Annotated in this window: 15 protein-coding genes; 8 read left to right on the top strand and 7 right to left on the bottom strand. The window is 66.7% G+C overall.

Annotation, left to right across the window (positions count from 1 at the left end; all coding sequences use genetic code 11):
- Window positions 1-179 precede the first annotated feature (179 nt).
- The gene (locus tag ACLBKS_RS03165; RefSeq protein ID WP_410191333.1) at window positions 180-1,124 is read left to right on the top strand and encodes a cation diffusion facilitator family transporter; all 945 of its coding nucleotides are present in this window, start codon (window positions 180-182) and stop codon (window positions 1,122-1,124) included.
- 160 nt (window positions 1,125-1,284) lie between these two features.
- On the opposite strand, the gene fumC is transcribed toward ACLBKS_RS03165, so the two are convergent.
- Window positions 1,285-2,685, bottom strand: coding sequence for a class II fumarate hydratase (fumC, locus tag ACLBKS_RS03160; RefSeq protein WP_410191332.1), 1,401 nt, complete (start codon window positions 2,683-2,685; stop codon window positions 1,285-1,287).
- 94 nt (window positions 2,686-2,779) lie between these two features.
- Here fumC and ACLBKS_RS03155 point away from each other — a divergent pair, with 94 nt between their 5' ends.
- A complete protein-coding gene (locus ACLBKS_RS03155; protein WP_410191331.1) occupies window positions 2,780-5,245 on the top strand; it encodes a cation-translocating P-type ATPase in 2,466 nt (821 codons plus the stop codon).
- A 35-nt stretch (window positions 5,246-5,280) separates the two neighbouring features.
- Here ACLBKS_RS03155 and ACLBKS_RS03150 read toward each other — a convergent pair whose 3' ends face one another.
- Window positions 5,281-5,874, bottom strand: coding sequence for an ATP-dependent Clp protease proteolytic subunit (locus ACLBKS_RS03150; RefSeq protein ID WP_410191330.1), 594 nt, complete (start codon window positions 5,872-5,874; stop codon window positions 5,281-5,283).
- A 92-nt stretch (window positions 5,875-5,966) separates the two neighbouring features.
- On the opposite strand from ACLBKS_RS03150, the gene ACLBKS_RS03145 reads away from it, so the two are divergent.
- Window positions 5,967-6,836 carry a sigma-70 family RNA polymerase sigma factor gene (locus tag ACLBKS_RS03145; RefSeq protein WP_410191329.1) on the top strand — a complete coding sequence of 290 codons (870 nt, stop codon included), beginning with the start codon at window positions 5,967-5,969 and terminating at the stop codon, window positions 6,834-6,836.
- A 35-nt stretch (window positions 6,837-6,871) separates the two neighbouring features.
- Here the strand turns inward: ACLBKS_RS03145 and ACLBKS_RS03140 are convergent, their stop codons facing one another.
- Window positions 6,872-7,345, bottom strand: coding sequence for a Fur family transcriptional regulator (locus ACLBKS_RS03140; protein WP_410191328.1), 474 nt, complete (start codon window positions 7,343-7,345; stop codon window positions 6,872-6,874).
- Between the two features lie 198 nt (window positions 7,346-7,543).
- Between ACLBKS_RS03140 and ACLBKS_RS03135 the strand changes: the two genes are divergently transcribed.
- The 5 genes from ACLBKS_RS03135 to ACLBKS_RS03115 are packed head-to-tail and all read left to right on the top strand — an operon-like array spanning window position 7,544 to window position 15,985.
- Window positions 7,544-8,773: a GTP-binding protein gene (locus ACLBKS_RS03135; protein WP_410191327.1), complete on the top strand. Its 1,230-nt coding sequence runs from the start codon at window positions 7,544-7,546 to the stop codon at window positions 8,771-8,773.
- Window positions 8,774-8,810: 37 nt separating this feature from the next.
- A complete protein-coding gene (locus ACLBKS_RS03130; RefSeq protein WP_410191326.1) occupies window positions 8,811-11,054 on the top strand; it encodes a TonB-dependent receptor in 2,244 nt (747 codons plus the stop codon).
- 11 nt (window positions 11,055-11,065) lie between these two features.
- Window positions 11,066-15,082: a cobaltochelatase subunit CobN gene (gene cobN / locus ACLBKS_RS03125; protein ID WP_410191325.1), complete on the top strand. Its 4,017-nt coding sequence runs from the start codon at window positions 11,066-11,068 to the stop codon at window positions 15,080-15,082.
- A 14-nt stretch (window positions 15,083-15,096) separates the two neighbouring features.
- Window positions 15,097-15,588 carry a MotA/TolQ/ExbB proton channel family protein gene (locus ACLBKS_RS03120; protein WP_410191324.1) on the top strand — a complete coding sequence of 164 codons (492 nt, stop codon included), beginning with the start codon at window positions 15,097-15,099 and terminating at the stop codon, window positions 15,586-15,588.
- A complete protein-coding gene (locus tag ACLBKS_RS03115) occupies window positions 15,569-15,985 on the top strand; it encodes a DUF2149 domain-containing protein (protein ID WP_410191323.1) in 417 nt (138 codons plus the stop codon). The genes ACLBKS_RS03120 and ACLBKS_RS03115 overlap by 20 nt, the downstream gene beginning before the upstream one ends.
- 102 nt (window positions 15,986-16,087) lie before the next feature.
- On the opposite strand, the gene ACLBKS_RS03110 is transcribed toward ACLBKS_RS03115, so the two are convergent.
- The 4 genes from ACLBKS_RS03110 to ACLBKS_RS03095 are packed head-to-tail and all read right to left on the bottom strand — an operon-like array spanning window position 16,088 to window position 18,940.
- Window positions 16,088-16,561: a GNAT family N-acetyltransferase gene (locus tag ACLBKS_RS03110; protein WP_410191322.1), complete on the bottom strand. Its 474-nt coding sequence runs from the start codon at window positions 16,559-16,561 to the stop codon at window positions 16,088-16,090.
- A gap of 53 nt (window positions 16,562-16,614) precedes the next feature.
- Window positions 16,615-16,941, bottom strand: a complete 327-nt coding sequence (locus ACLBKS_RS03105) for a DUF3325 domain-containing protein (RefSeq protein ID WP_410191321.1) — start codon at window positions 16,939-16,941, stop codon at window positions 16,615-16,617.
- On the bottom strand, window positions 16,934-18,613 hold the full coding sequence (locus tag ACLBKS_RS03100) for a PepSY-associated TM helix domain-containing protein (protein WP_410191320.1): 1,680 nt from the start codon (window positions 18,611-18,613) through the stop codon (window positions 16,934-16,936). The genes ACLBKS_RS03105 and ACLBKS_RS03100 overlap by 8 nt, the downstream gene beginning before the upstream one ends.
- A 15-nt stretch (window positions 18,614-18,628) precedes the next feature.
- The gene (locus ACLBKS_RS03095) at window positions 18,629-18,940 is read right to left on the bottom strand and encodes an iron uptake protein (RefSeq protein WP_410191319.1); all 312 of its coding nucleotides are present in this window, start codon (window positions 18,938-18,940) and stop codon (window positions 18,629-18,631) included.
- Window positions 18,941-18,946 lie beyond the last annotated feature (6 nt).

The raw sequence follows: 18,946 nt of genomic DNA, 5'->3' as shown, positions 1-18,946 counted from the left end.
GATGCGCCGCCACCCTGCTCGCTCGATGCAGCAACTCAACACGGCAATTCAACATGGGAGTGCAAAGCGGCGATTCCACTCAGCAGTTCAACGGGGCAGTTCAATGCAGGCGCTCTATGATGGCGGCGGTACCGAGGCTTCGCACCCATCCGTCCAACCCCTCCCTCGTCAGGCTCCCCTTGAACACGCCCCTGCCCCTCACGGAAGACTCGGAAGCGAACGAGTACACGACCGCGGAACGTGCCGCGGCAGCGGCGCGCAGCACCTGGGTCAGCGTGATCGTTAACGTCGTGCTGACGTCGACCCAGATCGTCGCGGGCGTGCTGACCAAATCCCAGGCCTTGGTGGCCGATGGCTTGCATTCGCTGTCCGACCTGATCGCCGATTTCGTGGTGCTGCTGGCCAACCGCCACAGCCAGAAGGACGCGGACGCGGACCACCCCTACGGCCACCACCGTTATGAGACCGCCGCGTCCCTGGTGCTGGGCTTGCTGTTGCTGGGCGTGGGTGTGGGCATGCTGTGGTCGGCCATCGTCAAGCTGGAGCAGCCGGAGGCCATCCCGCAAGTCCATGGGGTCGCGCTGTGGGTGGCGCTGGGTGCGCTCGTGGCCAAGGAATCGCTGTTCCGCTATATGCTGGCCGTGGCCAAGCGGGTCAAGTCCAGCATGCTGGTGGCCAACGCCTGGCATGCGCGTTCCGACGCCGCGTCTTCGCTGGTGGTGGGCCTGGGCATTTTGGGCAACCTGGCGGGCTACCCCATCCTCGATCCGATTGCCGCCGCCATCGTCGGCTTCATGGTGGCCAAGATGGGCTGGACGTTTGGCTGGGACGCGCTGCACGACCTGATGGACCGGGCAGTGAACGACGAGGAACTGGCCGCCATTCGCCAGACCCTGACGGAAACGCCCGGCATCCAGGGCGTGCACGACATCCGCACCCGCAAGATGGGCGACATGATCGTGGCGGACGCCCACATCGAAGTCGACGCGACGCTGACGGTCGAAGCGGGGCACGAGATCGCCGTCGAGGCCCGGCGCCGCGTGATGCAACGGCACCGTGTGCTGAACCTCATGACCCATGTGGACCCCTGGCATCGCCCGGACCGGGACCACGACAAGGTCTGAGCTTCCTGCGCCACTCACCCACGCGGTGCTGGCGTCGCCTCGATCGGGACAGACCAGACAGACCAATATGCTTTCAGGCACCTGGCCTGCGCAGGGTCGCTCTGGCGCACGCGAGTGGCATGCCCGAAGGCCCCACCGCCCCCGCGTCATCCTGGCACGCTCACCGCCCCACCATCTGCTCCGGCACCACCCACTGGTCGAACTGCTCAGGCGTGACATGGCCGCTGGCCAAGGCCGCGTCACGCAGCGTCAGCCCTTCCTTGTGTGCCTTCTTGGCAATCTGTGCCGCCTTGTCGTAGCCGATGTGCGGGTTGAGCGCGGTCACCAGCATCAGGGACCGCGCCACCAGTTCGGCGATGCGTTCGCGGTTGGGCGTGATGCCGACGGCGCAGTGGTCGTTGAAGCTCCTCATGCCGTCGGCCAGCAGGCGCACGCTTTGCAGAAAGTTGTGCGCCACCATCGGGCGGAACACGTTCAGTTCAAAATTGCCCGAAGCGCCACCCAGATTGATCGCAACGTCATTGCCGAAAACCTGGCAGCACAGCATGGTCAGTGCCTCGCTCTGCGTGGGGTTGACCTTGCCCGGCATGATGGATGAGCCGGGTTCGTTCTCGGGAATGCTGATCTCGCCGATGCCGCTGCGCGGCCCGCTGGCGAGCCAGCGCACGTCGTTGGCGATCTTCATCAGACTGGCCGCCAGCGTTTTGAGCGCGCCGTGGGCGTGCACCAGCGCGTCAACGGAGGCCAGCGCCTCGAACTTGTTGGGTGCGGTCACGAAGGGCAAGCTCGTCAGACGGGCCAGTTCCACCGCAACCGCCTCGGCGTAGCCTGCGGGCGCGTTCAGCCCCGTGCCCACGGCCGTGCCGCCCAGCGCAAGCTCACACAAATGCGGCAGGGCGGCCCGCACATGGCGGTCGCCATGCGCGAGTTGCGCCACCCACCCTGAGAATTCCTGCCCCAACGTGAGCGGCGTGGCGTCTTGCAAATGGGTGCGCCCAATCTTGACGATGTCGTCGAATTCGCGCGCCTTGGCATCCAGCGTGGCACGCAGCGTTTGCAAGGCGGGCAGCAAGCGCTGCGTGATGCCCTCGACCGCCGCCACATGCATGGCTGTGGGGAACACGTCATTGCTGGATTGACTGCGGTTGACCTCGTCGTTGGGGTGCACCCGGCGCGCCTCGCCGCGCGCACCGCCCAGCAACTCGCTGGCCCGGTTGGCCAGCACCTCGTTGACGTTCATGTTCGTCTGCGTGCCCGAACCGGTTTGCCAGACCACAAGCGGGAACTCGTCGGCATGCTGGCCGCCCAGCACCTCGTCGGCCGCCGCCACGATGGCGTGAGACTTGGCTGCGTCCAGCAAACCCAGGGCCTGGTTCACCGTGGCCGAGGCGCGCTTGACCAGGACCAAGGCACGGATGAGCTCGCTTGGCTGGCGCTCGCCCGAGATGTCGAAGTTGAGCAAGGAGCGCTGGGTCTGCGCACCCCAAAGACGTTCGGCGGGAACGTCGATGGGGCCGAAGGTGTCGCGCTCGATGCGGGTGTTTTCTTTGCGGGTGTTCATGAGTGGGTCCACCTAGAATGAGGATGGGCATCCGGCTGGCTGCACCTTACACCCTTTGGAGGACAGCCGATTCCAAGGAGATCCTGGGGTCACCATGAATCAGCGCCTCATTCCCCCCGGACACCTGCCCACCCCAGACCCGGGCAAGGCGGGCCTGACATCGACGCAAGTCGACGAGCAGCGCCGCGTTTTTGGCTGGAATGACATCGTTCCCCAAACTCAGAGCAGCTGGCGCACGATCGCGCGCGACACAGCACGCGACCCCATGCTGTGGTTCCTGGCACTGACTGCGGGTCTGTTTGCGCTGCTGGGACGCATCAGCGAATCACTGACCTTGCTGCTCGCCATGGTCCCCCTGCTGGGGATGGACGCCTACCTCCATCGTCGAACCTCCGCGTCGTCCGCCAGTCTGGCAAGCCGCCTGGCGACGTCCGCAAGGGTGTTGAGGGACGGCCGCTGGCAAGACCTCGCATCCCAGCAGCTGGTGCCCGGGGATTTGGTGGAGGTCAAACCCGGAGACTACTTCCCCGCCGATGGGATATTGGTGTCGGGCGACGGTCTACAGGCGGACGAGTCGACATTGACAGGCGAGTCCTTGCCGGTGATCAAACGGGTCATCAGCGAAACCGGGGCATGGCCTTCGTCTGTGGCCGACGCCCACTGGGGCGTCGCGGGAACGCGCCTGTTGACGGGAACGGCCTGGCTGCGGATTGTTTGCACAGGCGCTGACACGCGCTACGGCGAGATTGTGCGCACAGCCACCGAAGGACAGCACGGCGCGACGCCCTTGCAGAAAGCCATCGGTGAACTCGTGGGCATGCTGTTGGCCACTGCGCTCATCGTGTGCGCCGTGCTCGCGGCCGTGCGCTTGTGGCAAGGCCATGGATGGATCGATGCCATGCTGAGCGCGGTGACTCTGGCTGTGGCGGCAGTGCCCGAGGAGTTTCCGGTGGTGTACACCTTCTTCCTCGGCGTGGGCGCATTCCGACTGGCGCGCAAGAACGCCCTGGTCCGCCGCGCGGTGGCCGTGGAAAACATCGGGCGCGTGACCTGCATCCTGTCGGACAAAACGGGCACCATCACCGCAGGCACGCTGGTGCTCTCGCACACGACACCGGCGCTCCCCCTCGACGCGGCGGCACTGCTGCGCATGGCGGCTTACGCGGCGCGGCAAGACAGCGGTGATCCCATGGACCAGGCCCTGCACGAGGCCGCGGGACCGCTGCCCGCCGCGCACAGACAAGCGAGTTTCCCGTTCACGGAGGCGCGTCGCCGTGAAACAGCCCTCTGGTCAGGCGACGGCCGCGTTATCGCCTACACCAAGGGCGCCCCCGAGACCGTCTTCGCGGCCTGCGATCTCGCAGCGCCTGAACGCTCGCGCTGGCTGGCACTCGTGGAGGAGCAAGGCAAGTCAGGCCACAAGGTCATCGGCTGCGCCTGGAAGGACATGACAGAGGCCCGGTCGATGGAGCAGGAACCCATCCAGGGGTTCCAGTTCGCGGGTCTGCTGGCTTTCGTCGACCCCGTCCGGGACGGCGTGCGAGAGGCCATCGCCGACTGCATGGCCGCGGGCATGCGCGTCATCATGGTCACCGGAGACCACCCCGCCACGGCCACGGCGATCGCGCGCCAGATCGGCTTGGGCTCTGGGCATCCGAAGGCAGTCGTGCTGGGGCCCGAGGACGACCTCAGCCACATCGTGCGCGTCGCCGGTGGACTGGACGTGGTGGCCCGCGCGACACCCACCCAGAAGCTCGCTCTGGTGCAGGCCCTCCAATCCGAAGGCGAGATCGTCGCGGTCACCGGTGACGGGGTCAATGACGTGCCAGCGCTGCGCCAGGCCGACATCGGTGTGGCCATGGGAGCCCGGGGCACCCGCAGCGCAAGGGAGGTCGCGCCCGTGGTGCTGCTGGACGACAACTTCAGGACCATTGTGGATGCCGTGGCGGAAGGCCGCCAGCTTTTTCTGAACCTGCGCCTTGCTTTTGTCTATCTGCTGCTTGTGCACGTGCCCATCGTGATCGGCGCCGCGGCCATCCCCCTGATGGGCCTGCCCCTGCTGTTTCTGCCCCTCCACATCGTGTGGCTGGAACTCATCATCCATCCCACGGCGATGATGGCTTTCCAGAGCGTGCCTTCGACAGCGCCCCTCGCCAAGGTGCAACGCCAGCGCGCCCCGCGCTTTTTCACGACACGGGGATGGCTTGGCATTGGTCTCATCGGTGGGTTACTCAGTGTGGCCACCATTGGCGGCTACCTGCACGCGCTGGGATCGGACCGTGACGCCGAGCACGCGCGCGCCATGGCACTGGCCGTTCTGCTGGTGGCCAGCGCGGGCATCACGGCGGGACTGACCCGGCTGCGCCATGCGGCGCCACGCTGGCTGGCCTTGGGCACGCTGGCCTCGCTGGTTCTGGTCATGCAGATCCCCGGTCTGGGCCAGATCCTGAACCTGCGGCCACTGCACGCCCAGGACTGGCTCTGGATCGCCCTGACCTTCTGCGCCACCGTCGTGTCAACCTGGGTGCTAGGCGCTCGGGTTTGGCGGCAGCGGGCTTGAGGGCCCGGCTGCGGGCGGCAAGCTCTGCAAACAGATCAAACCAACTCGGACTTGCGCTGGATGATGCGCGACACCAGGCCATAGTCCACCGCCTCCTCGGCGGACAACCAACGGTCGTGCTCGATGTCGGCCAACACCGTTTCGAACGACTTGCCAGTCTCGCGCGCAATGGTGGCGGCGATGCGTTCGCGGGCTTTGACGATTTCGCGGGCCTGGATGGCGATGTGGGTCGCTGGGCCTCCCGCCCCGCCACTGGGCTGGTGAATCAAGAAGCGCGTGTTGGGCAGACAGTACCGCCGTTCGCGTGGCACCGCCAGGTAGAGATGGGTTGCGGCGCTGCCGACCCAGCCGGTGCCGACCATGTTCACCGGCGCGCTGATGAAGCGCACGATGTCGTGGATGGCGTCGCCAGATTCCAGATGGCCGCCGGGTGAGCTCACCAGCAGCTGGATGGGATCGGCGCTTTCCGCGTCCAGCGCGATCAGCCGACGCGTCACGTCGGCGGCCATGGCGTCGGTCACGGTGCCGAAGACGAGCAAGGTGCGGGTCTTGAACGCCTTTTCTTCCAGATAAGAAGCGGTACGGGGTTCCGGGGCGATGGTCGGTGCGGGGCTGTCGGGTGTGTTCATCGTGGTTTCCTTGGGGTTGAACTGCCATGACGAACAAGGCCGCTTCGGCGTGACACCCAGGCGTCTGGCCCAGCCCGTGGCAAGATGGACACATGCCCGACGAACGACTTTCGGACCTGCCAGCCCCGCCCGACTTCCTCCACGCCAACCGCCGGCACCTGGTGCGCGCGGCCACCCGCCTGCTGGGGCCTGCGGAAGCCGAGGATGCGGTGCACGACGCCTATGTGCGCGCGCTGGAAGCCCGGGAACTGAAGCTCAACGTCGCCCAGGCATGGCTGCTCACCGTGATGCGCCACATCGCCATTGATCGCCTGCGGCGGCGACAGTGGATGCAGCAGTGGCTGACGGAAACCACGGACGCGAGCCCCCCACGCACCGAAACTTCGGCCGAGGCGGACGTGGCGCTGTGGCAGGAGAGCACGCGCGCACTGCGCTTGCTCGCCACCCAGTTGGCCGCCGTGGACGGCGCAATGGTCCTGCTGCACGAAGTGTTCGAGGCAGACCATGCGGAGATGGCCCAGGCCCTCGGCAAGACGGAAGCGAGCAGCCGACAGCAGTTGCGGCGCGCGCTCCTGCGGCTACGGCGAGCCGGTGACGCGCCGCCCCAAGCAACCGAGCGGGAAGCGAGGCCTGGCACGGCGCAGGAACAAGCCACGAAGCAAGAGACGCTGTTCCGCGTTTACCTGCAGGCGCTGCGCCTGCGTGATCCGCAGACGCTGTGGGCCCTGCTGCGCCAGCCGCCGGTCAGCGCCTCGGCGACCACGGGCGCCATGGCCCCCCAGGCTGGCACCCGCACACACCCTGCGACGCTGGGAGCCACGTCCACACCGCGCACGCACATCAGCAGCCTGATGCAGGTCGGCGGGCAACTGGGCCTGCTGCTCACGCTGGACGGTGTGACGCTGTGCGTGCTGCCCCTGGGCGCACGGGCGGAACAGGCATCACAGGACTTCGCGTTTTAGTCAGGGCCGATCCAGGCCGTCTGGCCCGCCCCCGTTCAGCGCCGTCCTGCCGGGGCTCCAGGGGAACAATCCGCGCAGACGCCACGCACCGAAAGATTCACGCTGAGCCCGTGGTGACCCACGGACTCAAGCGCCTTCAAGGCAGATCGGGCGGCCTGTTCCAACTGGGTCGCGCCACTGGTCAACTCGAAATTGCGATGGCAGGCCTGGCATTCGAAGCGGGGGTGGGACTCCACCGCGTCGGATACAGCGCGGTAGTGCCGCACCCGTTCCGCGTCCACATGGCAGACCAACAGCCCCACCTGCGTGAGCCGGTCCAGCAGCCGGTAGAGGGTGACGCGGTCGAGCTCGATCCCCCCTGAATCCCGCAGCGCCTCCAGCAACTCGCCGTGGGCCCAGTCCCGGTTCTGGTGCCGGCGCAACCAGCGCAGCACCTCGCGCGCGGCGTGGGTCTTCCTCAAGCCGTGCTCGGCCAGCAGGAGATCGATCGCATCGTCGGATTCGGGCATGGTCGTTGACGGCTGCATTAGTGCAACCGAATTGCGTTAATATATTGCAACCAAGTTGCATTTAATGCAACCCATCCCCTGTTCCGGGGACTGGCATCGATTGTCGGCCATTTGTCGCCACCCCGTGGCGGACCGCCCTTCGTGCGCTTGTCCCGCGGAGCATGGCGTGCTCACCCCCAGACGTTTTCAGGAGCCTTCATGTCCTCAACCCCCAGCCCTTCCTCGCGACTCCCGGTCACCGTGCTGTCCGGTTTCCTGGGCGCCGGCAAGACCACCCTGCTCAACCATGTGCTGGCCAACCGCCAGGGACTGCGCGTGGCCGTGATCGTCAACGACATGAGCGAGGTCAACATCGACGCCTCCCTGGTCGACAAATCCGCCGCCAATGCCGGCGCGGCCTTGTCGCGCACCGATGAAAAACTGGTGGAGATGAGCAACGGCTGCATCTGCTGCACGCTGCGCGAGGACCTGCTGTTGGAAGTGCGTCGGCTCGCCGCCGAGGGACGCTTCGATTGCCTGCTGATCGAATCCACGGGCATCGGCGAACCCATGCCAGTCGCCGCGACCTTCGACTTCCGCGACGAGACCGGCGACAGCCTCAACGATGTGGCGCGCATCGACACCATGGTCACCGTGGTCGACGCGCAGAACCTGCTGCGCGATTACAGCAGCCAGGACCTGCTGGCCCAGCGCGGCGAAGTGGCTGGCGAGGGCGACGAGCGCACCTTGGCCGCGCTGCTGGCGGAGCAGATCGAGTTCGCCGACGTGGTGGTCATCAACAAGGCCGACCTGGTCGACGCCGCGACGCTCGACGAAGTGAGCTGCGCGGTCCGGGCGCTGAACCCCGTGGCGGAGATCGTGCACGCGGACCATGGCCATGTCGCCCTGGACAAGATCCTGAACACCGGCCGCTTCGACCTGGAGCGCGCCAGCGGCATGGCCGGCTGGGCCCGCGCCCTGGAAGGTGATCACACGCCGGAAACCGAGGCCTATGGCATCGACAGCTTCGTGCTGCGCAGCCGCGAACCCCTGCACCCCGAGCGCTTCCACGCCTTCATGGAAAGCCCGCAAGCCGGCTTGCTGCGCGCCAAGGGTTATGTCTGGATGGCCAGCCGCCCGGAATGGGTGATCGCCTACTCGCGCGCGGGCAACACCGCGACCCACGAACCGGTGGGGCAGTGGTGGGCCGCCGTGCCGCGTGAACGCTGGCCCGAGGGCCAGGACGCGCAACGCCGCGCCATCGAGGCGATCTGGCAGGAGCCCTACGGTGACCGCATCAACGAAATCGTGTTCATCGGCCAGGACCTGGACCGCGAGGCGCTCACCGCCGCCTGGCAAGCCTGCCACCTCGACGACCACGAGTTGCGCGGCGGACCGAATGCCTGGCGCCGCCTGCCTGACCCTTTCCCGCGCTGGGTGCGCAACTGAGCCCGCGCTGTTTCCCTGTCCTCTGCTTTCGCCTTCCATGAACCACAAGATGCACACCCGCGCCCGCGCCCGTCCTCCCTTTCGCCCGCGCCTGCTCTGCGGCCTGATCCTGGGCCTGCCCTGGGCAGCGCTGGCCCAGAACGCCAGTCCCGCCACGCTGGCTCAGGTGGTGGTGACCGCCACCACCCAGCCCGTCGACGTGGCAGATGCACCGGCCGCCGTCACCGTGATCGGCCGCGACGAGATCGAGACGCGCAACATCTCGCGCCCCGCCGACGCACTCAAGACCGTGCCCAGCCTCTACACGGGTCCGCAGGCGGACGGCCAGATCAACCGCAGCAGCGGTGGCACGGGCGCGGTCACGCTGCGCGGCATTCCGGGCGCGCGCACCCTGGTGCTGCTCGACGGCCAATCCCTGCTGGGCGCGAACTCGGGTTCGATCAACTGGCGCGCCATCAACGTCGACGAGCTGGAGCGCATCGAGGTCGTGCCCGGACCGTTCTCCTCGCTGTACGGCAGCGGAGCCATCGGCGGCGTGATCAACATGATCAGCAAGCAGCCGGACCGGCAGGAGTTCATCGCCCGCTGGAAACGTGGCTACGCAGACGCGGCCGGTGACGACCTGGGCCTCTTCTATCGGGACAAGATGAGCAATGGCCTGGGTCTGCAAATCAGCGCCAGCCAGATGAAGCGCGACGACTACGTCAATGAAGCGGTGCTGGCGGCGCCCTCGGCGGGTGCCGCAGGCACGCCGGTCAGCGGCGCCCAAGCCACCCAGACCCCAACCGGCGGCAACACCTACCAGGTCGGCACCAAGGGACGCTCACCCTGGCGCCAGGACAACGTGGGCGCGCGCCTGAGCTACGACCTGGACGCCCGCAGCCGCCTGCACGCCAGCGTTGCGCAGTCGGAATTCAGCGAGTCACGCCAACCGTACAAGAGCTGGCTGCGCGATGGCAACGGCAACACGGTCAGCAGCGGCACCCTGAACATCAACGGCCAGCGCGTGGTCCTGCAGGAAAGCGCGTTCGTGAATTCCCGATCGGCGCAGACCAGCCAGCGCTATGAGGTGGGTTATGACGGCATGCTCGGCAGCGAACGCAAGCTGAAGCTGCAGTTGGCGCGCATCAGCGACGATCCGAGTTCCCAGGTCATCACCAGCGGCCAGCCCGTGGCCACCGGCGCGGGTCGACTGACCCTGACGCCCAGCGAGACCACGGACCTGCTGGCCCAGTTCAGCGAAGGACTGGGTGACACGGCCTTCCTGGTCTATGGCCTGGCGGTCCGCGAGGCCGAGGTGGAGCAGCGCCACTGGGGTTTGTCCAACTGGAACGACAAGGGCACGCGCACCACGCTGAACGAAGGGTATGACGGCCGCTCCACCACGACTTCCCTCTACGCGCAGATCGAATGGCAGTTGATGGATCCGTTCACGATTTACCTGGGCGGTCGCTACGACCAGTGGCGCACCAGCGGCAGCTACTTCAAGAACACCGCGCCCACCGTCGACGCGGACTACGCGGAACGCGAAGAGTCCGCCTTCAGCCCCAAGCTCTCTGGCGTCTACAAGCTCGACCCATCACTGTCCCTGCGCGCCTCGATCGGCCAGTCCTTTCTGGCGCCGGGCAATTTGGACCTGTATTCCCGCTCCTTCCACGGCCCCAACACCTTCCTGAATGACCCCGACCTCCAACCGGAGCGCGGCACGACCTGGGAGGTGGGCAGCCTCTGGCAGGCCACGCCCGAACTGGAGACCGGGCTGAGCTATTACGAATCGCGCCTGAGCGACATGATCATCCTCAAGCAGCTCAGCACCTTCGTGCGCCAGTACGTGAACATCGGCGAAGCCAAGGTCCGGGGCATGGAGTGGACGGGCAAGGCCCAGCTCATGCCCGGTCTGCGATTGGACGCGAACTACAGCTGGATCGACGCCACCACGGTGGACAACGACGCGGAACCGGCCAGCGAGGGCAAGCGCCTGCCCTCCGTGCCCAAGAACATGGCCTACGCCGGCTTGAGCGCCGAACGCGGCGGCTGGAGCGGCACGCTGGACTTGCGCTACACCGGCAAGGTCTACGGCAATACCAACAACAGCGACACGGTGGAAGGCGTGCCCGGTGCCTACGACGCCTACTATTGGGCCAACGCCATGGTGGGTTACCAGTTCAGCAAGCGCGTGCGCCTGAACCTGGGCGTGACCAACCTGGGCGACCGCAAGGTCTACCAGTCGATCCAGATGCCCGGCCGCAGCTGGAGCACGGAACTGGTCTATGCCTTGTGAGCGGGGGCCTCATGTCGCCGCCGCTTGACCTCGGTGCCTGGCGCCGCCGCGCCATCCTGGTCCTGAGCCTGCCGCTGATGCTGCTGGCCGGGGCCGCCCAGGCGGGCGAACGCATCGCCCTGCTGTCCACCCGCATCGTGCTGGAACATCGCTACAAACTGATGGAGGCGGACGCGCGGCAGGCTGGTTTGGAGCTGGCCTGGACCCAGGTGGACGTCGAAGGCGAAGCCGGCGTGCGCCGCGTGCTGGAAGACGCCCGCCTGGTACTCATCGACAGCCACCGCGCCGAAGACCGTGCCGTGATCGAGCGCCTCGCCGGCGAATTCCTGCGCCAGCGCGCGCTGCCCAGCGTGAGCGTCAACAACACCCCGCTGTCGCCCACGGGCCAGCGGGGCATCGGCCTGCCCGAGGACCAGGCGCGCCGCATCCATGCCTACTACGTCAGCGGCACGGCCCCCAACCGGGCAGCGCTGTTCCAGTACCTGGCGGCCTTCGCGCGGGGCGGGGACTTGGCCGCCGTGCCCGCGCCACGGCCCCTGCCCGCTTCGGCCATCTACCACCCGCGTCACCCGGACCGCCTGATCACCGATCTGCCCGCCTACCTGGCCTGGTGGCAGCAGACGAACGGACGGAGCTGGCGAGACCGCCCGGTGATCGCCATGGAGATGGCCTCCACCTACGTGGCCGAGAGCCAGAACCGCATGCTCGACGAGACCGTGCAGGCCCTCGAAGCGGCGGGCGCCTTGCCCTTGCTGTTCTACCGCGCGACCCGGCTGAGCCGCGAACGGCCGCCCAGTGGCGCGCCCGTGCAGGTCCCCGAACCCTTGATCACCCACGAGGGGCGCACCCTGCCCCATGTGCTGCTGGTCAACACCTTCCTGGGCATCGCGCCCGACCAGCGGCGGGCCTGGCACCAGAGCCTGGGCATCCCGGCCATCAACGTGCTCGCTTACCGCGAAGGCACGCGCGCCGATTACCTGCGCGACCCGGCGGGCGTGAGCAGCTTTTCCCTGCCCTTCACGCTCACGAACGCCGAGTACATCGGACTGCAGGACCCGGTGGTGCTGACCAGCAACGAAGGTGGCGAACTGGTGCCCATGCCGGAACAGATGCAGTTGCTGGTGGGCAAGGCCACGCGGCTGGCGCAACTGCAGATGAAAGCCAACGCGGACAAGCGAGTGGCCCTGTTCTTCTGGAACCATCCCCCGGGCGAGCGCAACCAGGGCGCGTCCAACCTCAACGTGCCACGCTCGATCGCGCAGGTGGTCACGCATCTGCGCGCCGAGGGTTACGACTTCGCCTCCGTCAACGAGCAGACCGTGATCAACACGGTGGCCCGCATGCTGCGCCCCAGCTACCGCGCCGGGACCTTGCCCGAGCTGATGAACACCGTGCACTGGGACTTCCTGCCCCTGGCCGAGTACCAGCGCTGGTACGCGCAATTGCCCGAGCCGGTGCGCCAACCCATCGAGGCCTACTGGGGAGCCCCCGAAAAAAGCGCCTGGATCGCGCGCCGCCAGGGCGTGACGGGTTTCGTGATCCCCCGCCTGGAACTGAAGCACCTGGTCGTGCTGCCTCAACCTTCGCGCAGCGAGAGCGCGGCCAGCGGCAAGGACGAAAGCCAGCTCTTCCACGACACCAAGGTCCCGGTGCACCACGCCTACCTCGCGACCTACCTCTGGGTGCGCGAGCATTTCCAGGCGGACGCCATCGTGCACTTCGGCACCCATGGCACGCAGGAATGGACGCCTGGCAAGGAACGCGGACTCTGGGCCCATGACGAACCCAATCTGCTGGTCGGCAACACCCCCGTGGTCTACCCCTACATCGTCGACAACATCGGCGAAGCCTTGCACGCCAAGCGCCGCGGCCGCGGCGTGATCGTCAGCCACCAGACGCCGCCCTTCGCGCCCGCCGGCCTGACCGCCGACTTCGTGCGCATCAACGACCTGATCCGCGAATACCAGTCGCTGGACGACGGCCTGGTCAAGGACAACAACCGCCGCCTCATCATCGAGCAGGCGGTGCGGATGAACATCCACCAGGACATGCGCTGGAAGGTGGCGGACCTGGAACGCGAGTTCCCGCGCTTCCTGCGCGAGATCGAGGACTACCTGGAAGAACTCGGCACCGGCATGCAACCCCTGGGCCTGCACACCCTGGGCCAGACGGCCGAGGCCCCGCACCGCGTCAGCACTGTGATGCAGATGCTGGGCCAACCGCTGCTCGATGCCCTGAGGGTGAAGGAAGGCAGCTTCAAGACCGACTACCGCCAGCTCCAGCTCAGCCGTCCTTACCGTTTCGTGCAGGACCATGTGCTGGATGCCCGCGCCGTGGACAGCTGGTCCGACCCGCGACTCAGTGCGCTGGCGGAGCGTGGCCGGGAACACCTGCAAAACCTGGAAGCCGGCGTCGAGCTGCAGGCCCTGAGCCAGGCACTCTCGGCCCGCTGGGTCGACCCCTCCTACGGCGGTGACCCCATCCGCAACCCCGATGCCCTGCCCACCGGGCGCAATCTTTATGGCTTCGACCCCTCGCGCATCCCCACGCGCGCGGCCTACGAGGCGGGCCAGCAGGCCTTGCAACAACTCGTGGCCGACTACCGACGCCAGCACGGCCAGTCGCCGCGCAAACTGGCCTTCACGCTCTGGAGCACGGAGACCCTGCGCCACCTGGGCATGCTGGAGTCGCAGATTCTGTACGCACTGGGCGTGCGGCCACGCTGGGACGAAGGCGGGCGGGTGATCGGTCTGGAAGTGATCCCGGCCCAGGCACTGGGGCGCCCGCGCATCGACACGGTGATCTCGCTGACAGGCCTGTACCGCGACCAGTTCCCGAACGTGATGGAACGGCTCAACGAAGCCGTGACAATGGTCGCCGCGCTGGACGAAGACGCGCAGCAGAACCCCGTCCGCGCCCAGACCGAACGGGTGCGTCAGCACCTGCTGGCCCAGGGCATCGCCGAGACGGACGCGCGGGACTACGCCCTGACACGCCTTTACGGCAACGAAAGCGGCGACTACGGCACGGGCCTGACCGAGGCCACGATGGCCACGGAACGCTGGAACGAGGACGACGGCAAGCTGGCCGGGCTCTACCTCGCGCGCATGTCCTGGGCCTATGGCCCCGATCCCGCGCGCTGGAGCCGCAAGCTCAGCGACGCGCAAGGCCGCGAGGTCAACGTCTACGCCGAGCAGCTGCGCGGCACCAGCGCGGCCGTGTTGTCGCGCTCCTCCCAACTGCGCGGCCTGCTCGACACCGACCACCCCTTCGAATACCTGGGCGGTCTGGCGCTGGCGGTGCGTCAGCTCGACGGTGCCAGCCCCGCGCTCTACGTGGCCAATCTGCGCGATGCCAACCGCGCCCGGCTGGAGCGGGCCGAAACCTTCATCGCCAAGGAACTGCGCAGCATCTACCACCACCCGCGCTGGATCGCCGAAATGCGGCAGGAAGGTTATGCCGGCACGCTGCAACTGCTCAACACGGTCAACAACTTCTGGGGCTGGCAGGTCATGGACCGCCAGACCGTGCGGGCCGATCAATGGCAGGAATTCCACGAGGTCTACGTGCGGGACCGTCACCGCCTGGGCCTGCGCCCCTGGTTCGAGCGCCACAACCCGGACGCCCTGGCCCAGGTCGTCGAACGCATGCTCGAAGCCGTGCGCAAGGACTATTGGCAAGCCGATGCGCGGACGGTGCGCGAGCTGGTCGAGGTCTATCAGCAGTTGCGCCAAGGGCATGACATCCGTTCCTCCAACGCCACCTTCCAGGCCTATGTGGCCGAGTTGGCGGCCGGCTACGGCCTGGGACGCACGACCACGGCCCGGCGCGCCACCGCAGCCTCCCCCCCATCCGCTGCCGCGCCCACGCCCGAACCCACGGTCCGGGGTCAGGAACTGCGCGAAGTTCCCCAGGCGGCCCAGCAGGCCCTGGAAGAACTGGTCTGGATCTACGCCCTGCTGATCGGCCTGGTCGTGCTCGGCGGCGTCGGCTACCAGGCCTGGCGCACCCGGCGCATCTCTTTTTGAACTGTCCCCCCTCCATGAACGCACTCGAAACCCTGCTCTACGAGATCACGCGCCTCTTTCTCAATCCGGTGCTGGTCCTGCTCTGCCTGATGTTCCTCTACGCCCTCTTCACCCTGGGCATGCTGTTGCACGACCTGCTGCGCCGGGCGGTCGGCCGCCCCGCTGGCCAGGCCCTGGTGGCGCATCTGCGCCACCAGCCGGACCTGAGCCAGGACAAGCTGGAATTGCTGGTGCTGCGCAAGCTCGAACTGCAGCGCCTGGTCAGCCGCATCGCGCCCATGCTGGGCCTGGTGGCGACCATGATCCCCATGGGGCCGGCCTTGCTGGCGGTCTCGGCCGGCAACGCCGAAGGCATGGCGCAACACCTGGTCGTGGCCTTCGCCGCGGTGATCGTGGCCCTGCTCGCAGCCGCCATCACCTACGGCGTGCAGACCGTGCGCCGCCGCTGGTTGCTGGAAGAGCTGGCCCAGATCCTGGAGGACCGCGATGCGTCCGCCCCGGCCTGAGCGACTCGCCACGCGCCCCAGCCGCCCGGGAACGCGTCGCCTGCGGCTCAACATCCTGGACGATGACGATGCCGACGATCCCATCCTCAGCGTGGTCAACATCGTCGACGTGTTCCTGGTCATCATCGCCGTGCTGCTGATCGCCATGATCGAGAACCCGCTCAACCTGCTGGCGGCCGATCACGCCATCGTGATCAAGAACCCGGGACAGGCGAACATGAGCATGGTCATCAAGGAAGGCCAGGAGCTGAAGCAATACCAGTCATCCGGCGAAATCGGCGAAGGCCAGGGCCGCAAGGCCGGCACGGCCTACCAGTTGCAGAACGGCACCATGGTGTACGTGCCTGAAGCGGCCGGCAAAAGCAATCCACCCGCCAACGCCAATCCATTGCGCTGAGCATGGGCAGAAAGGTCGGGACCAGACCGAACCCGTCGTTGCTCGCCGCGCCAATAGCGGAAGCGATGGCGCGCGCCAGCCCGATTACGGTCAGCGCCAGCCTCAAGCAGGCCGGCGCATCGTGACGTGGGGGATGCCGTCCTCGTCGTAGACCGGCGACGCCACGGAAAAACCGTGCGCGGCATAGAAGTCGGCCAGATGGGCCTGCGCACCCAATTGGACTTCGCTGCCCGGCCAGCGCAGGAAGAGTTGGTTCAGCGCTTCACGCATCAGCCCATGGCCCAGGCCGGTGCCGCGGTGGGTGGCGGCGACCACCACGCGCCCGATGCTCGGGCCGTCGTAACCCAGTCCGGGCGGCAAGATGCGCGCACTGGCGGCCAGCGTGTCGCCGTCGTAACCGAGCAAGTGCAAGGCTTGGGGGTGGAGATCCTTGCCATCGGGGTCCAGGTAGGCGCAGCGCTGCTCGACCACGAAGATCTCCGAACGCAAACGCAGCAAGGCATAGAGCTGGTGAACGGTCAAGGCATCGAAGCCCAGGGCCCGCCAGTCCACTGCCAAAGAAAGAGAAGTCTGCATGCGCCAAATCATAAGGCGCGCACAACTTGCGCGGCAGCAGGCTGCGCCAGAACTCAGCGCCTAAGCACGAACCTCACGGGCCAGCAACGCAACCAACGCGGCCGCCAGGTCAGCGTGAAAGTCACGGCCAGGGCCGCAGCGGCCAGCGCCATCACCCACACCAACACGGCCATGGAAACATGGTCCACCACCAGGCACAGACCCAACCCCAGCATGAGGCTCAGCACGCCAAGCATGCGCAGGCGGCGCACCTGCTTGGGCGTAAGCGGCTCTTCTTCGCCCTGCACCTGCCCCCAGTGCACATCCATGGCCAATGCCAACCCGGCCAGGCCAACCCCATTGGCCACAAGCGCGGCGAACAGCAAAGCTGCATCAAGCATGCGCGGCCTCCACCGTGGGGGTCTGGCGAGTCGTCTGGCCAGCCGCCTTGCGGCCGAGCTTGCGCGCGGCCCACACGGCCACGCCTGCGCTCACGAGCAGCGACAGATCCAGACCCGCCACGGGCCAGTAGGCCTGCGCTAGGGTTTTGAGCAGATGGTCACCCGTGGTGATCCAGTTCAGCACCACGGCGACCACGGCCAACACCGCGATGGCCCAGCATTGTTCGCGCCAGGCCGGTGCCATGCGTCCTTCCGCCACAGGGCCGGTGCGGAAAAATGCATGCGCCATCGCAAGCACCCAGGTGCCCCAGAAGCAATATTCCTCCAGGTCACCCCGGCCAGGCCAGCCCGTGGGCAAGGTCTGTGGCAACAGGCGGTTGGCGATCAAGATGCCCAGAGCGGCGATGACCATGCCGGTGACCGTGGTGATGGCCAGTGCATCCACCACGCGCGCGCCCTGCGACCCCTGCTTGGCGTGCTGTTTCTTGCGCTTCTCCACGAAGAAGAGAAAACCCGTGGCGATGCACACGCAGCCCAGCAGTCCGCCCAACACATACAACCAGCGCAGCAGCCAATGGCGGAAATGCTGCAGATGCAGGCCCGTCAGGAATTCATTGAGGTTGCTGACAGCGGTGCGTGGTGGCTCCTCATGCAACACCTCTCCGGTTGACGCCTTGAAATGGATGCCCTCGCCGGTGAGCGCGATGCGATCGGTGCCGGCACGGTAGATGCTGACATAGCCGTTAGCATCGCCCACATGCAGGATGTTGAGGAAACCCACCTCCCCCGCCATGCCCCGTTTGGCCCAACGGCGCTGGGCTTCGACCACCATGGCATCCACCGAAGCCATGGGCGCCGCGACACCGGCCCGGTCATGGGGCAGCCCGGTTGCATCCCCTTCCAGTTTCTCATGCAGTTCATGCAACTCGTGCAACTGCGTGTGCGTGACGGGGAAATAGATGCTGGCAAAGATCACCAGGCCCGTGAAGGCAAAGAAGAAATGGAAGGGTAGTCCCACCACGCCGCTGAGGTTGTGCAAGTCCAGCGCGCTGCGCTGGGTACTTTTCTTGGGCCGAAAAGTGAAGAACTCGCGAAAAATCTTGCGATGCATCACCACCCCGCTCACCAACGCGACCAGCATCACCAAGGCGGCCAGCCCCACGATCCAGTAGCCCAAGTTCATCCAGTGCAAGTGCAGGCTGTAATGCAGCGGATAGAAGAACTCGCTGCCGACCTTGAGCCGGTCGTCGGACAAGGCGACGCCGCTGCGCGGATCAATGGTGCGGTTTCCCCAGACGGCCTCGTCCGGGTCCTTGGCATTGGGTACTTCATAACTGGAGAAGACCGACAACACCGGGTCACGGTGGGTCGTGTAGGCCCCCCAGCTGCGCACCATGTCAAAACGTTCGGGCAAGGTCCCGTGGACTCGGTCCCGCATGAAATCCAGGCTTTCCTTGCTGGGCTGCATGCTCTCGAACACCGGACGCAGCACGCGGTCGAAAGATGGCATGGGCTGGGGTTCGAAGCGCGTCTGGGGCAAGGCCCAACGGTCAATCTCCCGATCGAAGACCGAGAGCGCGCCAAAGAAAAAGGCCACCATGAGCACAAAGCCCAGGACGAGGCCAAGCCAGGTGTGCAGCCAAGTCATGGCCTGTCGGAAATTCTGGAACACGAGGTATCTCCGAACTTATGCGGTCGAGGAAATCAGCAGCTGCTGCACCGCAGAAGCCAGCCCTGCCATCAGCCCACCACCCCCCAGCAGCAGTACCCAGGCCCGCAGCAACCTGGGTGTGGCGAAGGCCCACAGAAAAAGGATGAGGTAGAGCAGGAAAGCCAGGATGCTGGCCAACTGCTCGGCATCGTGAAACGGCATGCCCAGAGCGAACAGGCCGGCCACGCCCAGGGCGATGAAGCCCCAGCAAAAGGCGTAGCCGCCCAGAACGGCGGCAGCGATGCGCGCCACCACGATGCGTGGCGTGAGCGTATGGGAAGGCGGCATGAAAAT

Origin of the sequence: Hylemonella sp. W303a (assembly GCF_046452315.1) — a bacterium.
Lineage (GTDB): Bacteria > Pseudomonadota > Gammaproteobacteria > Burkholderiales > Burkholderiaceae_C > Hylemonella.
Note: the sequence above shows the minus strand (reverse complement) of the source record. Positions and strands in the feature narration are given on the sequence as shown.

Bases quoted from the DNA above. Each gene is read 5' to 3' on its own strand.
- ACLBKS_RS03105 (WP_410191321.1), bottom strand. From the start codon at position 16,941: ATGCTTGATGCAGCTTTGCTGTTCGCCGCGCTTGTGGCCAATGGGGTT.
- ACLBKS_RS03110 (WP_410191322.1), bottom strand. From the start codon at position 16,561: ATGCAGACTTCTCTTTCTTTGGCAGTGGACTGGCGGGCCCTGGGCTTC.
- ACLBKS_RS03135 (WP_410191327.1), top strand. From the start codon at position 7,544: ATGTCCTCAACCCCCAGCCCTTCCTCGCGACTCCCGGTCACCGTGCTG.
- ACLBKS_RS03150 (WP_410191330.1), bottom strand. From the start codon at position 5,874: ATGAACACACCCGACAGCCCCGCACCGACCATCGCCCCGGAACCCCGT.
- ACLBKS_RS03145 (WP_410191329.1), top strand. From the start codon at position 5,967: ATGCCCGACGAACGACTTTCGGACCTGCCAGCCCCGCCCGACTTCCTC.
- ACLBKS_RS03155 (WP_410191331.1), top strand. From the start codon at position 2,780: ATGAATCAGCGCCTCATTCCCCCCGGACACCTGCCCACCCCAGACCCG.
- ACLBKS_RS03130 (WP_410191326.1), top strand. From the start codon at position 8,811: ATGAACCACAAGATGCACACCCGCGCCCGCGCCCGTCCTCCCTTTCGC.
- ACLBKS_RS03140 (WP_410191328.1), bottom strand. From the start codon at position 7,345: ATGCCCGAATCCGACGATGCGATCGATCTCCTGCTGGCCGAGCACGGC.
- ACLBKS_RS03120 (WP_410191324.1), top strand. From the start codon at position 15,097: ATGAACGCACTCGAAACCCTGCTCTACGAGATCACGCGCCTCTTTCTC.
- ACLBKS_RS03115 (WP_410191323.1), top strand. From the start codon at position 15,569: ATGCGTCCGCCCCGGCCTGAGCGACTCGCCACGCGCCCCAGCCGCCCG.
- fumC (WP_410191332.1), bottom strand. From the start codon at position 2,685: ATGAACACCCGCAAAGAAAACACCCGCATCGAGCGCGACACCTTCGGC.
- cobN (WP_410191325.1), top strand. From the start codon at position 11,066: ATGTCGCCGCCGCTTGACCTCGGTGCCTGGCGCCGCCGCGCCATCCTG.
- ACLBKS_RS03095 (WP_410191319.1), bottom strand. From the start codon at position 18,940: ATGCCGCCTTCCCATACGCTCACGCCACGCATCGTGGTGGCGCGCATC.